This is a genomic window from Bacillus sp. ISL-41 (assembly GCF_018613235.1).
GTDB lineage: Bacteria > Bacillota > Bacilli > Bacillales > Cytobacillaceae > Mesobacillus.
This window is the reverse complement of the sequence record NZ_JAGGQP010000003.1, coordinates 73,301-88,462: the sequence shown is the minus strand read 5'-3', so window position 1 is coordinate 88,462 and position 15,162 is coordinate 73,301. Positions and strand designations below refer to the sequence as shown.

Annotated in this window: 13 protein-coding genes; 7 read left to right on the top strand and 6 right to left on the bottom strand. The window is 44.3% G+C overall.

Translation table 11 applies throughout. The annotated features are described in order from the left end of the window. Positions 1 to 19 precede the first annotated feature (19 nt). The gene (locus tag J7I80_RS01085) at positions 20 to 964 is read right to left on the bottom strand and encodes a Gfo/Idh/MocA family protein (protein ID WP_214735584.1); all 945 of its coding nucleotides are present in this window, start codon (positions 962 to 964) and stop codon (positions 20 to 22) included. A gap of 248 nt (positions 965 to 1,212) precedes the next feature. On the opposite strand from J7I80_RS01085, the gene J7I80_RS01080 reads away from it, so the two are divergent. Continuing rightward, positions 1,213 to 3,564, top strand: coding sequence for an immune inhibitor A domain-containing protein (locus tag J7I80_RS01080; RefSeq protein ID WP_214735737.1), 2,352 nt, complete (start codon positions 1,213 to 1,215; stop codon positions 3,562 to 3,564). Positions 3,565 to 3,694: 130 nt separating this feature from the next. Further along, positions 3,695 to 4,987 (top strand): GntP family permease, encoded by a 1,293-nt coding sequence (locus tag J7I80_RS01075; protein ID WP_214735583.1) that lies wholly within the window; start codon positions 3,695 to 3,697, stop codon positions 4,985 to 4,987. A 36-nt stretch (positions 4,988 to 5,023) separates the two neighbouring features. On the opposite strand, the gene J7I80_RS01070 is transcribed toward J7I80_RS01075, so the two are convergent. The 4 genes from J7I80_RS01070 to J7I80_RS01055 all read right to left on the bottom strand — a co-directional run bounded on the left by J7I80_RS01070 (position 5,024) and on the right by J7I80_RS01055 (position 10,241). After that, on the bottom strand, positions 5,024 to 5,374 hold the full coding sequence (locus tag J7I80_RS01070) for a hypothetical protein (protein ID WP_214735582.1): 351 nt from the start codon (positions 5,372 to 5,374) through the stop codon (positions 5,024 to 5,026). Between the two features lie 90 nt (positions 5,375 to 5,464). Beyond that, the gene (locus tag J7I80_RS01065; protein ID WP_214735581.1) at positions 5,465 to 5,962 is read right to left on the bottom strand and encodes a GNAT family N-acetyltransferase; all 498 of its coding nucleotides are present in this window, start codon (positions 5,960 to 5,962) and stop codon (positions 5,465 to 5,467) included. Between the two features lie 817 nt (positions 5,963 to 6,779). After that, a complete protein-coding gene (locus J7I80_RS01060; RefSeq protein WP_214735580.1) occupies positions 6,780 to 8,438 on the bottom strand; it encodes a glutamine--tRNA ligase/YqeY domain fusion protein in 1,659 nt (552 codons plus the stop codon). A gap of 150 nt (positions 8,439 to 8,588) precedes the next feature. Further along, positions 8,589 to 10,241 (bottom strand): M20/M25/M40 family metallo-hydrolase, encoded by a 1,653-nt coding sequence (locus J7I80_RS01055; RefSeq protein WP_214735579.1) that lies wholly within the window; start codon positions 10,239 to 10,241, stop codon positions 8,589 to 8,591. A gap of 276 nt (positions 10,242 to 10,517) precedes the next feature. On the opposite strand from J7I80_RS01055, the gene J7I80_RS01050 reads away from it, so the two are divergent. From J7I80_RS01050 to J7I80_RS01030, 5 genes are all read left to right on the top strand, one after another. Then, positions 10,518 to 10,973, top strand: coding sequence for an OsmC family protein (locus tag J7I80_RS01050; protein WP_214735578.1), 456 nt, complete (start codon positions 10,518 to 10,520; stop codon positions 10,971 to 10,973). Positions 10,974 to 11,077: 104 nt separating this feature from the next. Then, entirely contained in the window at positions 11,078 to 11,677 is a 600-nt protein-coding gene (locus J7I80_RS01045; protein WP_214735577.1) for a DUF421 domain-containing protein, read from the top strand. Between the two features lie 168 nt (positions 11,678 to 11,845). Further along, on the top strand, positions 11,846 to 12,997 hold the full coding sequence (locus tag J7I80_RS01040) for an MFS transporter (protein WP_214735736.1): 1,152 nt from the start codon (positions 11,846 to 11,848) through the stop codon (positions 12,995 to 12,997). Between the two features lie 110 nt (positions 12,998 to 13,107). After that, the gene (locus J7I80_RS01035) at positions 13,108 to 13,866 is read left to right on the top strand and encodes a threonine/serine exporter family protein (protein WP_214735576.1); all 759 of its coding nucleotides are present in this window, start codon (positions 13,108 to 13,110) and stop codon (positions 13,864 to 13,866) included. A gap of 15 nt (positions 13,867 to 13,881) precedes the next feature. Further along, the gene (locus tag J7I80_RS01030) at positions 13,882 to 14,325 is read left to right on the top strand and encodes a threonine/serine exporter family protein (protein ID WP_214735575.1); all 444 of its coding nucleotides are present in this window, start codon (positions 13,882 to 13,884) and stop codon (positions 14,323 to 14,325) included. Between the two features lie 166 nt (positions 14,326 to 14,491). Here the strand turns inward: J7I80_RS01030 and J7I80_RS01025 are convergent, their stop codons facing one another. Then, positions 14,492 to 15,067 (bottom strand): hypothetical protein, encoded by a 576-nt coding sequence (locus J7I80_RS01025; RefSeq protein WP_214735574.1) that lies wholly within the window; start codon positions 15,065 to 15,067, stop codon positions 14,492 to 14,494. Positions 15,068 to 15,162: the final 95 nt, after the last annotated feature.

Below are 15,162 nucleotides of genomic sequence, written 5' to 3'. Positions count from 1 at the left end.
AGAGCGCAAATGTGCACTCTCAACCTTTCCTTAGTTGTTCCAATATAACCTGTGCCTCATAACCGGCGGCGAAGTCGATAATCGTCGCTTCCTCACCTTTGATCGCTTTAACAAGATGATCAACCAATGAATCTTCGAGGGAGTGATCAGCTTCCAATGGCAGGATATCCCCGCCAAGCTTGCCTCCTGCCAGCTGGCCCCAGTTCAAAAGTGATAATGTTCCTTCATCTCCATAGGCTGTGAAAGCAATTTCTTCCTTGCCGGCAATCTGGCTCATGCCATCAATCAATACTGGAGTACCATCCGCCAGCTTCAAAGTTGCTAGGATTGCATTTTCACTGGCGTGCCGGTCTTCAGGGAATTGTATCTGGACATCCTTTACCTCTACTGATCCAAAAATCTTTTGCAGCTTCTGGATGAAATGGACGCCAACCTCCAGGACATAACCACCCTGTTCCTTGCTCGCAACCCATGCATTCTGCTGCCAAGGGCGCGGCCATTGCGGGAAGTGCATCTTCAATTGAACTCTCCTAAGTTTGCCAATATAGTTATCCCTAATCAATTTTTCAAATGTCTTGCTGCCGGCACTGTAGTTCAGCGGGAAATTCATCGCGTGCACGACACCTGCATCCTGCGCCTGTTTTAATAGACTTTCAGCTTCCCCAACAGAGTTTGCCAGCGGTTTTTCACATAAAATATGTATCCCTTTCGCAAGAACATCTGATGCTACTTTATGATGGTATTTAGGGGGGACAGCGACATAAACAAGATCTAACTCAGCATTCTCAAGCATGTCCTGATGGTTCGTGAATTTCGGAATACCGCCAAGTTCGGCTGCCGTTTCCTTCACTCTTGCTTCAACCGCGTCACAGATAGCCGCAATTTCCATCTCCGGGTGCTTTTGAAATCCTTTTATCAAACGCTGGCCAATAGCGCCAAGGCCAATCACTCCGACTTTTAACATAAGAGACCTCCATTAATTCTTTTACACACTATTATACAGAAAATCTTAATCATAAAATAGTTTAGTAAGACGAAATAAATTAATATAAAATGTGTCTTTTGAACTATGGATATTTGAGTTTTTAGATATTTTAGAATATTGAAACATGTATTTTCAGTAAGTAAAATTATAGTGTAATAGACTAAATGACAGGAAGGGGTAAAACATTGAAAAAGAAATTAGGTCTTAAGGTCCTATCAAGCCTGACGATGACCGCTATGCTTGCAAGCACGCTATCATTTGCGGCTGCTGGGCCAGCCAAGGTCGATGCGGTTGAAAAGACAAGCTTCGCGTCACAGGGAGGAACACCAATTGATTTAGGCATCGCGAACGATGAAAGGTTAATAGAAATGCTGAAGAAGTCAGGAAAGATCGCCAAGAATGCAACTCCGGCAGAAGCGGAGAAAGCATTACAAAAGTATTTGCAAAATAAGGCAGCTGGGGCTTCCAAAGAGCCTGGGGAGTTACATAAACATGAGAAGGAATTGAACAGCACGCTGAACGAAAAGCTTGCTGGAACCGGACTGGTTAATGGTAAGGGAAACAAGGCAGGACAAACGAAGGGCACAACGGTTGAACCAGTAAAGGAAGAAGCCTGGAACGGAGGACAGAGACAGGATAATGTCCTTGTATTGCTAATTGAATATCCAGATCATCCAGCTTCACAAATTAAAGCAGAAGATACAGATATGTACTATGATGAATACCTTAAACAGCATTACACAGATATGATTTTCGGTGAAAATGGCTATGTTGGCCCTAATGGAGAGAAGCTTGTCTCTGTAAAGCAATACTATGAACAGCAATCTGGCGGAAGCTATACGATCAACGGACAGGTAGCAGGCTGGTACAAAGCATCTCAGCCAGCAGCATACTATGGAGGAAATAACGCAAGTGACAACGACAGTAATGCGCGAGGGCTAGTAAAAGAGGCATTGTATGCAGCAGCTGCGGACAAATCTGTAGATTTGAATCAGTATGACCAGGAAGACCGCTATGACCTTGATGGCGACGGAAACTACCGCGAGCCGGATGGGCTTATCGATCACCTGATGGTTGTTCATTCTTCAGTCGGTGAAGAAGCAGGCGGCGGACAATTAGGTGCAGATGCAATTTGGTCACACCGTTGGAATCTTGGTGGCGTAACGACATTGCCGCAAACAAAAACCAAAGTTCCATACTGGGGCGGCAAACTAGCTGCTTATGATTACACGATCGAACCAGCAGATGGGGCTGCAGGTGTTTTCGCACATGAATATGGACATGACCTGGGCCTTCCTGATGAATACGATACTATCTACAGCGGAGCAGGAGAGGCAGTTGCTTACTGGTCAATCATGTCCAGCGGCAGCTGGGCAGGTAAAGTTCCAGGTACTGAGCCGACAGGATTCAGTCCATATGCTAGAGAGTTCCTGCATGCAACAATGCCAGGAAGCAACTGGTTGACAGGTTCTACAATCCATGCTGATGATGTGAAGAGCACTGGTGTTGAGGTTTTATTTGACCAGGCAAACTCTAAAGGGGCGAATAACGATGCTGTTAAAGTGGATTTGCCTGATAAAGTAAACGTGATAAATACTCCTGCATCAGGTGCTTGGGAATTCTACGGCGGAAAAGGTGATGAAGCCGATCAACAAATGGTTACTCAAGTTGACTTAACAAATGCATCGAGTGCAATTTTAGAATATGATGCATGGTATGATATTGAATCGAATTGGGATTATGCTATGGTGCAGGTATCAACAGACGGGGGTACTAGCTGGAAGTCATTATCGACGGCGAATACAAACTCAGATCTTGTATCAGACGGCTACCCTGCCATTAAAGAAAACCTTCCTGGTTACACAGGATCAAGTAATGGCTGGATCCATGAGTCTATTGATTTAAGTGAATATGCCGGACAAAGCATCCAGCTCCAATTCCGTTATATGACTGACTGGGGAACTTCACTGAATGGATTCTTCGTAGACAATGTAAAGGTGACTGCTGACGGTGCTGAGCTATTGAACGACGGTGCTGAAGGAGAATCAGCTTTTGAATTTCACGGTTTTGAAAAGCACGAAGGTAAAACGGCTACAAAACATTACTACCTGTTAGAGTGGAGATCACATAACGGTGTGGATGAAGGCCTTAAGAATATCCGCCGCGGTGCAAGCTTGATGACTTATGATTCTGGGCTTGTTGTATGGTATGTTGACAACGGTTATGACAACAACTGGACAGGAGTACACCCAGGTGATGGATATCTTGGGGTTGTCGATGCAGACCAGACTATCAACAGATGGAGTGATGGAGCACTTGGCTCAACTCGCTACCAGATTCACGATGCAGCATTCAATCAAGGTAAGACTGAAGGCATGTTCCTTGATTATTCTAGTATCTTAGGAATCACTATGAAGGATAATGCTACTCAAAGAACACCAATCTTTGACGACAGTGCAAATTATACTTCGCCAGTATTGCCGGATGCCGGCCGCAACGTACCGACATACGGCCTGAAATTCCGTGTACTCGGACAAAGCAGCGATGGAACTGTTGGCAAGGTGCTAATTTCTAAGTAAGAATAAAGAAGCGCTGCCGGAACTTCCGGCAGCGTTTTTCCATGGTAGTGGCCTTCCTATGTTCATGATTGTCCAATTATATTAATATCTTATTAGAGTGTTTACTATTACATACGTTGGAGGAAGCATCATGACAGAGGCGGCAGTCCATTGGGGAGGTGCAGTGATTGGGTTGGTCATTGCCATCATCCTTATTTTCAAAAAAGTTAATCCAGTATATTCTCTGTTTGCCGGTGCACTTGCTGGCGGAGTGTTAGGTGGAGCATCACTGAATGAGACGGTTGGTATTGTTATTGAAGGTACGAATAGCGTCATGCCCGCAGTTGTCCGTGTGCTGGCAGCCGGTGTGTTGGCCGGAGTGCTGATTGAATCTGGCGCTGCAGAAAAAATGGCAGAAACCATTGTCGGGAAGCTGGGAGAAAAAAGAGCTGTATTTGCAATTGCCCTAGCAGCAATGATTCTCACTGCAGTAGGAGTATTTGTGACTGTTTCCGTTATCATCGTCGCTCCTATAGCCCTGTCCGTTGGAAGGAGGACTGGTCTTTCCAAGCCTGCAATTTTGCTGTCGATGATAGGAGGAGCAAAGGCAGGGAATATCATTTCGCCGAACCCTAACTCGATTGCTGTGGCGAAAGGGTTTAACGTCGAGCTTTCGCAGGTCATGCTTTATGGTTTTTTACCTGCGGTTGGCGGGATTTTAGTTACTATAATGATTGCAAAATTAATACGAAATAAGGGTTCAAAGATCACTGAACCGGAAAACCATGCCAATCAGGCAGAGATAAAGGATAAGCCAAGCTTCGGCAAAGCGATTGTCGGGCCTGCTGTAGCAATCGGATTGCTTGCCATTAGCCCTATAGGCAGCATGCTGCATATTGATGTTCTTGCTGCTGTAAAAATCGACTCGATGATCATTTTACCGTTTGCAGGCATAGTCGGTCTGATTGCAATGGGCAAGTTTGACAGAATCATAGAATATACAACATCAGGATTTAATAAAATGACTGGAGTAGCCATGATTTTGATTGGCGCAGGCTCGATTGCCGGCATCATCTCCAATTCGAATTTAAGTGAGGTTGTCGTTGACAGCATCCAGGCTGCAGGTGTTTCAGGGACTCTTCTAGCTCCAATTGCAGGTATTCTAATGTCGGGAGCCACAGCAGCAACTTCAATGGGAGCGATTGTTGCAGCGGGAACCTTCGGTGATGCCATTCTCCAAATGGGCGTCGCACCATTGAGTGCAGCAGTTATGGTGCATACGGGAGCAACCGTACTGGACCATCTGCCTCATGGCAACTTCTTTCATGTAACGGCTGATTCGGTTAAAATGAACATCAGGGAACGTATGAAACTAATCCCGTACGAAACGGCCATTGGTCTTACGATGACGGTTATTGCAACAATTTTATACGGATTCTTATAATAAAAAGGCTTTCCACAGGGGAAAGCCTTTTTATAGTTAGTCAATATCCGGCTGGAATCCAATTAACTTGGCCTTCTTGTCAGCAGTTGGATCTGCATCCGGGAAGGTGATCACTGAGGCGATATAATCCCAGCGCAGGAACATGTGGGTGATACAGGTTTCCTCAACCTGGTCTTCAGCTGGAATGGCGGTTCCATCCTCCTTCTGCACGGGAGTCCGCTTATAGCATGGGTTCTCAACCCAAATCCCCATATTCTCAGCATGTACAATTTTTACAAGGTACCATTCATCTGGCTGATAGATTCCCGTAATATCACCAATCATGCTTTCCGGAAAATTCTTCAGCTTAATTTGCACCTTTTGGTTAATATAAGCATCTAAAAACATGAGCAATCTCCTTTCCTAAAAGACTCATCCCTTTACCTACTTCCTTTTTCAGCAAAAAATAAACATGAAAAAAAGGCCAATTAAGGCCTGTTATAAAAATAACACCATCAATTCTTCATCATGATAGCTGCCATCAATGCGCATGGCATTTTTATCTACTCCGTATGTTTCAAAGCCAAGAGACGCATACAGCTTTTTGGCTGGTTCATTGCTGGCGTTCACTGTCAGGTAAATCTGTTCTATATTTGTTAACTCATTCGCCTGTTGAATTGCTTTTTTCATTAATAACCTTCCGGTGCTCTGACCTCGTTGTGCAGGAGTCACATACATGGCAAAGATATTAGCCCGGTGCTTTAATTTAACTTTACCTTCTGGCACAAGGGTAACAACTCCAACAAGTTGACTCTCGTTGAATGCTCCGAAAGTGTATGTAAATTTACTATCCAGTCTCTGCCTGTAATCCGATGCTGCATAATTCCTCTCATCCTCATAACTGGAGCCGAACGCCTCAGGATTTTTAAGTAAGGCTTCATGACGCAGGGCCCGATAACCCTCAGCATCCCCGCCATTTAATCGTCGAATTTCCATAATGCTCACCTCTGAAAAAATCGTTGCTGTATAGAATTCTAGATTAGCAGCAGGTTTTCCTTTTTTCAAAAAATTTGTAATTCAGGCAGAGGGAGAATTGCAGGGAAACATCGTTATTGTGACAGGTTTGGGGGTAAGCGCGGAAAAGTTGTCAAGAAAATGCTGTTATTGTGACAGGTTTGGGAGTGGGCGCGGAAAAGTTGTCAAGAAAAAGCTGTTATTGTGACAGGTTTGGGGGTGAGAGCGGTAAAGCTGTCAAGAAAAAGCTGTTATTGTGACAGGTTTGGGGGTGAGCGCGGTAAAGCTGTCAAGAAAATGCTGTTATTGTGACAGGTTTGGGGGTGAGAGCGGAAAAGCTGTCAAGAAAATGCTGTTATTGTGACAGGTTTGGGGTTGGGCGCGGAAAAGTTGTCAAGAAAAAGCTGTTATTGTGACAGGTTTGGGGGTGAGCGCGGTAAAGCTGTCAAGAAAAATCCGTTATTGTGACAGGTTTGGGGGTGAGCGCGGTAAAGCTGTCAAGAAAAAACCGTTATTGTGACAGGTTTGGGGGTGAGCGCGATAAAGTTGTCAAGAAAAAGCCGTTATTGTGACAGGTTTGGGGGTGAGCGCGGTAAAGCTGTCAAGAAAAAGCCGTTCTTGTGACAGGTTCAGCATTAAAAGGCGAAAAGCTGTCACAAGAAGAGCAAACTTCAGACAGGTTCGGCATCAAAAGGGGAAAAGCTGTCACAAGAATAGGGAAACTAAGTCCTCCGAAACCAGTCTTAAATAAAAACCTCCCCGAATCTAACTCACAACCGGGGAGGCCTCTAATTCAATATTAAAGCTTAAACGAGCTCTTCAACGATACGATGCGGTTGAATACCAATTTCTCTTCTGTTGTGTGCTTCGGATCGACGTTGAAGTAGCCGTGGCGGAAGAACTGGAATTTGTCCTGCGGCTTGGCGTCCTTCATGTTTGGTTCGATGTAGCCGTTCACGATTTCCAGCGATTTTTCATTTACCTGATCCAGGAATGATTTATTCTCAGCTTCATTTTCGGTCTCTTCTTCATCGTCCAAAATCAATGGCTCATACAGTCGGAATTCTGCCGGCAATGCATGTGTTGCATCAACCCAATGGAGAGTTCCTTTTACCTTGCGGCCAGTAAAGCCAGATCCGCTCTTTGTTTCTACATCATAGGTGCAGCGAAGCTCGACAACTTCGCCATTTTCATCCTTGATCACTTCATTACATTTAATGAAATAAGCATGTTTCAGACGTACTTCATTGCCAGGGAAGAGGCGGAAGTACTTCGCTGGCGGATTCTCCATGAAGTCGTCCTGCTCAACATAGATCTCACGTGAGAATGGGATTTTGCGTGTGCCCATTTCCGGATTTTCCGGATTGATATCGGCATCAAGCCATTCCACTTCGCCTTCAGGATAGTTGGTGATGACGACCTTCAATGGACGAAGAACGCCCATCGTGCGCGGAGCCTTCAACTTAAGGTCTTCACGTACAAAGTGCTCAAGCATTTGCGCGTCAACCGTAGAGTAACCTTTGGAAACGCCGGCTGCTTTTACAAATTCACGAATTGCTTCTGGTGTGAAACCGCGTCTTCTCAAGCCGGAAATCGTCGGCAGGCGAGGGTCATCCCAGCCATCGACATATCCTTCTTCTACTAGCTGCTTCAGTTTACGCTTGCTCATTACCGTGTTCGTCAGGTTCAGGCGGCCGAACTCGATTTGCTGAGGTGTTGCTTCCATTTCACACTCGCGGACAACCCAGTCGTACAGCGGGCGCTGGTCTTCAAACTCTGTTGTGCACAGGCTGTGGGTTACACCTTCAAGCGCATCCTCGATCGGATGGGCAAAAGCGTACATTGGGTAGATGCACCACTTGTCGCCGGTATTATGGTGTGTTGCATGGGAAATTCGATAAATGACCGGGTCACGAAGATTGATGTTTGGTGAAGACATGTCAATCTTCGCGCGCAATACTTTTTCACCATTACCGAATTCACCGTTCTTCATGCGCTCGAATAAATCAAGGTTCTCTTCCACTGAACGATCACGATACGGGCTGTCCTTTCCAGGCTCTGACAGTGTCCCGCGGTACTCACGGATTTCGTCAGCCGACAGGTCATCGACATACGCCAATCCCTTTTTGATCAACAGGACGGCTCGGTCGTACATTTCATCGAAATAGTCAGAGGCAAAGAACAAGCCTTCCCATTCGTAGCCCAGCCATTCAACATCTTCCTTGATGGCATCAACGAATTCCTGGTCTTCCTTCAGCGGGTTCGTGTCATCGAATCGGAGGTTTGTCTTGCCGCCGAATTCATCTGCAAGGCCGAAGTTGATGACAATGGATTTTGCGTGACCGATATGTAGGTATCCATTTGGTTCTGGAGGGAATCGAGTCACGACTTTATCGCGCTTGCCGCTCTCCAAATCTTCTTTAATGATCGTTTTTATAAAATTAGAGTTTTCTTCCAATTAAATCAGCCTTTCCTTTGATCAGTCTCATTATCTTTATTTTAATGATTACTATAATATATTTCCACTGAACTATATAGTAATAAGAAAAAAGCGGAAAAACAAGTAGTGAAATATCAAAAAGGTGCCTTAAATCAAGGCACCTGCTGATTATTCCGCTAAAAGATTCCGGATGACTTCACAAGTCAGATTGGGGACTATTTTAACAGAGTAGTCTATTTCCATCCGTTCGTACCGTTTATGTGCATCAAGCCCGTACGGACCGATGTTGATCACTGGCACGTTCAAATCGCGGATTTCCTGATAATCTACGAAAAATTTCGTTCCCCAGCTTGGATTGTTCCGTGACGCGACATCCAATGCTTCGTCATCATCGCTCAAAGCGACAAAACTCATATCAGATATATAAGGAAAGAAACTGCGGATCACAATTGGTTCTTCGTATTCAGGCTGAACACTTTTAACAGCAGCATCCAAAGCGTCTATCAGATTTCGCTCATCCTCGGTTTCTCCAGCCAATTCAATCCTTGGCGAGTAGAGCGAGGAGTAGAAGACGATGATGGCCGGACTCTGGTCGGGCATCCACTTCCAGGCTTCCTCGACGACTCTGGCTGCATACATTCTCAGATCCAGGCTGGCATCGAGAAGAAGGTTATCCTTGAACTCCACCATATGGGCCGTGTATTCAGAGCCATGGGCCTTGATGAGTTCAGATTCCATTTCTTCATACGTCATCACCCTTGGTTGCCATTGAAGCTCCCTGCATGGTTCCCCGCTAATTTTGCAAAACTGCTGATAACGTTCCTCGTACAGCTTCAATGTTTTTTCAAAAGCAATATTGGCTTGTTCTTTCAACTTCTCTAAAACATCCTTTGGTGTCCAGGAGTGAATGAAGAAATTGTAATATACATAAGCAGCGAGTGCTGTTTGAACGGTATAGTTTGGCTTGAGGTCCATCTGCTTCAGGGAAACCGGCGGCATCGTCGTCTCGCCGAATGCCTCATTGCACAGATCAGGGTTATAGTCGATCTGTCTCGTCAGTTCAGCTGCAATCAGGTTCGGATCCAGCCCTTCGAAAGCGGAACCGACATGGGTTTCAGACCCCGTAATGTAAAAAGAAGGAAGCAGTTTTCCGACAGTTCCTTTATAGATGTAACGGTTCTTATCTCCCGAAAACCGGGGTGAGACAAAGTCGCTGTTGACTGCAGCGACATATTCAAAATCATGATCTTCTTTCCAGCTCCTAAGGTCCTTGACTGCGGAGAGGATTCCATATGAGCTGTCCTCTTCATCACATTCTGCTAAGAAAACAAGGTTGCCATCGAGCTCCTCTGGGTGTTCGGAAAAGTATTTAAGAAGATATAGATTGGAAGCGACACCGCTCTTCATATCGAGCACCCCGCGGCCGAACATCCACTCTCCTGAATGTGCATGCTCGTCGACAAGTGGGGGCAGATTCTCTTTTTTTAGCTCAACAATCAGCTGGTCGGGATCGAACGCCACATCTGCCAGCTGTGTGAAATCGTCAATCCCTACTGTATCGAGATGGCCCATCAAAATGACCGTACGATTGCTATTCCCTTTTGTACCTTTTACAAAAGCCATGACATTATAGCGTTCGAGGACATCATTCTGGGTTTGCGGTCTGATGACCTGTGACGGATTTTCTATAAAATAAGGAAACGATGAAAGCATCGTATAAAGTGCCTGGGCAATCTCGTTCTCTCCATTGGTGTTGACAATGCTCCCGATGTTCACAAGCTGCTTCGTATAAAATAAAACCTCATCCCTGCAATCAAGCATCCAAAGCATCCCCTTTCAGAAAATTCAGCTTTTAATATCAAGCTAACGCATATCAGTGTGAAATACAATAGTAAAAAGTGGTTGAGGGAAATCCTCTATCGCAAAAGGGACAAGGTGGATAGAATCATAAGCGCAATCAATTGTTTGTACAGGTTGTTAACTATTTCACAATATGTACAATGCATGATGAACTCTTTGTGGACATTGCGTTATGGTGTATTTTTTAAAAAAGAAATAATAGAAAATGAAGATGTAGAAATAAAAGGAGGGAATATCATGCCAAAAGAAATTTTCAAAGCCACTGCTGCATTGCAGGAAGGGGTAAAGGTTGATGTCCAGGCCAGGGGGTTCCATATCACAATTGACGAGCCTGTCAATTTAGGAGGAACCGACCAGGGGATGAATCCTGTGGAAATGCTTCTTGGTGCTTTAGGAGCCTGCCAATCTATCGTGGCACGAGTGTACTGCCAAAAATTCGGCGTGGAATTGGAGGATTTCCGGGTTGAATTGGAAGGGAACCTTGATACCGATGGATTTATGAACAAGTCAGACGTGCGCCGGGGCTATTCAGATATTCGCTATACCTACTATATAAAATCACCATCTCCAGAGGAAAACATCAGGGCACTGGCAGATTTCATTGCTAAAACTTGCCCGGTGGATGATACAATCTCAAATCCTGTGAATGTCACCAGAACTGAAATTGTCATTGAAAATCCTGTTGCATTATAATGAACGTTTTTAGAGCGTCAGCCGTTAAATGGTGCCGTTTTTTTGTCTCATAAAAACCTCGTCAATGGAGAAATTAAAAATAATCATCTTTTTAGGAGGCGCATATGGATTTCACTTTTGTGTGGCAAACGGCTTTTTTGATTTTATCTGGAATTCTATTGTTGAGAATCGCCGGCAGGAAGTCCATTTCCCAAATGACGCTGGCACAAACAGTTGTCATGATCTCACTTGGGACAATCATTGTCCAGCCTATTGTGGAGAAAAGCATGTGGAAGGCGATTGCCGGGGCTGCTATTTTTGTCGCTGCGATCGTAATTCTGGAGTATTTGCAGCTTAAGTTCAATTTCTTTGAAAAGTTCATCACAGGGAAATCGAAGATCATCATCCAGAACGGTCAACTAAACATTAAGTCCTTAAAGAAGCTGCGGCTGACGGTTGACCAGCTGGAAATGAGATTGAGGAATAAAGGCATTACAAAACTCGAAGATGTTAAATATGCCACTATTGAACCTAATGGGCAGCTTGGATATGAATTGGAGGACGATGCAAAACCGCTTACTGTCGGAGAGTTTAAAAAAATACTGAATGACTATCTTCCAGCAATGGTCATGAAAATGGAAGATAACCCGGATTCGGCAAATCCTGATATTTTTGATGAACTAAAAAAATCGAATCCGCAGCATAATCCTAAATACCTTCAATGAACAAAATTTCCCTTTTATTTATCCGTTGGGCTGTGCTATTATTTAGAGATGCGAAATACACATGAAAATCTTCTTCTGCAGAAGATTTTTTTCTTTTTCTAGAAAAAGGGGAGATATACATTGTCACAACCAAAAGAACCATTATGGACATCATCGTTCATTAAATTGATGGTCGGGAATCTGTTCATTTTTATGTCATTCCAAATGCTGATTCCTACGCTGCCGCCTTATATAAAATCAATCGGGGCGAGCGGGACGGAGATTGGTCTAGTTACCGCGCTATTCTCGATCGGGGCTGTTTTGAGCCGGCCGTTTATTGGATTTATGCTTGAGTACAGAACAAGGAAGCCGCTCGTGCTGATCGGAGCGCTGATGCTTCTATTGATTACATTCCTATATCCGTTGTCTCAGGTCGTTATCATTTTCCTTGCGTTTCGATTGTTGCATGGCCTTGCATGGGGATGGTCCACAACAGTAAACGGAACGGCAGCAGTGGATGTTGTCCCTAACTCCCGGCTTGGGGAAGGAATGGGCTATTTTGGCCTTTCGATAACAATCGGGATGATTATAGCACCGAGTCTGGGAATCTTTTTGTACCAGGTTACTTCCTTTGAAAATCTCGTTTATATTTCGGGAGTACTGGGTTTCATTGCCTTGCTGCTGCTTGCATCGGTTCACTACCAAACTCCTGACCAGGTTTTAAAGACGAAGAAAGAAGACTTAAAGTTCACATACCTGGGATCGCTTGTTGAGAAATCTGGCTGGTTCCCTGCAGTATTGACGTTGTTGATCAGTCTGGGCTATGGATCGATTGTCACATTCATTGTCATTTTTGGCGAAGAACGCGGGATCGACCAAATATTCTTGTTTTACCTGTTTAATGCGATTTTTGCATCACTCTCACGTCCGGTTGCCGGAAAATGGTTTGACCAGAAAGGTCCAATCGGTCTTGTTATACTAACAATTTCTATTACATTTGCAGGTATGTGGGTGCTGTCATTTGCTCATTCTAACCTGATGATTGCCATTGCAGGTGTATTATTCGGCGTTGGATTTGGATCATTGATTCCAACCTTGCAATCCTGGACATTGTCCATGACACCGCAAAACCGCCGTGGTGTTGCGAATGGAATGTTCTTTTCATCCATTGACCTGGGGATTGGTTTGAGCGGACTGGTCTTCGGTGTGCTGGCACAGTATGTTGAGTTGGGGGCTTTATTCCAGATTTCCAGTGGATTTATCGTAATAGCATTGATTCTGACCATCGTAAAGGGCAGACGCAAAAAAATGATCAGCCAGCCGGAGGAAGCTATTTCCTGAAGCTAGGGCCAGCCGTTTCATGGCTGGCTTTTTCTATGGTTGCTAATAGGCACTCTTATGATTTAAACTGATAAAGAAATTTACACAGTTCGGATTGGTATGTGATCATTATGGATAATCAGGATCAAACATTTGAAGTGATGCGGGCCTGTTTGCTTGCCGGTAAAATCATGCTTCAAAGCGGTGCGGAAACGTATAGGGTGGAAGACACGATGTCGAGGATGGCTTCTGCGTTCGGCATTGACCAGACGCACAGCTATGTGACACCCACTGGCATTATTTTTTCAGTAGAAGGAGTTGGCCCGGAACGTACAAAACTTGTGCGGATTTCCGAGCGGACGACAGATTTAAGGAAAGTCGCCATGGTCAACAGCGTTTCTCGGAAAATCAGCAGCGGCGAGGTTGGATTGAAGGAAGCCTGCAAGCTCCTGGGGGAGATTGAGGAGGCTAACTTGACGTACTCGTTTATGATCCAAATCCTGGCGGCGGCGATTGCGAGCGGCTGTTTTACCATCATGTTCATGGGAAGCTGGCTAGACTTCCTGCCTTCGATGGCTGCGGGGGGAATTGGATTCTTCCTGGTCGTTTATTTTCATAGGATTGTCCCGGTCAAATTTTTCGCTGAATTCCTGTCCTCCTTTGTGATTGGGATGATTTCGTTTTTCTTTGTAAAATTCGGGCTGGGGCAGGAACTGGATAAAATCATTATCGGCTCAGTGATGCCGCTTGTTCCCGGCCTGCTAATCACCAATGCGGTCAGGGACCTGATGGCAGGCCATTTGGTCTCGGGTCTGTCAAAGGGAGCGGAAGCGCTGTTGACGGCGTTTGCAATTGGCTCAGGCATAGCGGCAATTTTATCTTTCTTGTAGTCAGGAGAAGTGGCGATGATTTATATAGAACACCTTATTACAAGTTTTATTGCTTCGGCTGCGTTCGGAGTTATTTTTAACGCACCAAGGGAATCCCTCATCAAATGTGGCATTTCCGGGATGGCTGGCTGGATCGTCTATTTTGCACTTGATACCAATGGGTTCGGTACTATTTTTGCGACATTGATGGCTTCATTCTTAATTGCCGTTGTCAGCCAGGTGTTCGCGAAGGCATATCGGACGCCGATCATCATTTTTAGTGTCGCCGGGATCATTCCTCTGGTTCCGGGGGGACTAGCGTATGATGCGATGAGGAACTTTGTGGAGAATGATTACAGTGTGGCCCTCTCGCTGGCAGCGAAAGCATCGATGATTTCTGGAGCAATAGCCGTTGGACTAGTCTTTTCTGAAGTGATCAACCAGGTGATCCGGAGGTCGAACATTGGGCCGGTAAAATAGAGGGGAAGACTCGCCAGTACTAGTAGTTCATAATGTAACAGACTGAAGAATATATGAATCCAAGTTTATTCAAGCAGTAGATAACACAAAAATCTCAGAGTATATTGACTCTGAGATTTTTTAGTATGATGATCCATTAAGACCCTGTAGATGAAGATGTTATTTATTAATGTTCATCAATTTTATGCCACTTATAATCTTCGCTCTTAAATACATTTGTATCTTTTGGATATCCGTAATAATAAAGTTTTTTTCCATCTTTATTAAATGCTGTTGGGTTAAGGAAGTCTAATTGCTCATTAAAAGGGAACAAGAATGATATTCGCTCTCCTTTGCTTATTGCTTTTCTTTCTACATAAGGATCCTGACCAGCCTCTATATATGCAACTTCTTCATCATACGAAATTACGCTCAATAAAGTGACTGCATCATTTTCTGTGGTGGCGCTAATACCTCCAACTGTTTGAACCTTATCCGAGCTATATGGAATATTGGTTGATACACTGCCGCGGAAGAACACACCTGACTTTTCAGATAGTACCGTTTGGTAGATCTGTTCTTCATTGTTCCTAAATAAAGAGATAACAGATGAATCCGTCTCATATTGTTCCATCAATTCTGCGTCTTTTGAAAGGAATGAATGACTTTTTGCCGCACTTAACGCTGTAAACCTATAGCCGCCTATAAAAACTATAAAAATGATGATAAATAAAAATGGTGTTATGAAAATCAATTTTTTCATTATAGACTCCCCCTGAAAATCCAGCTTCCCCTAATTCATTAAGCATCCACATCTAGAATATTTTAGCATATATTTCCTATTTTCGTTTATCTTGT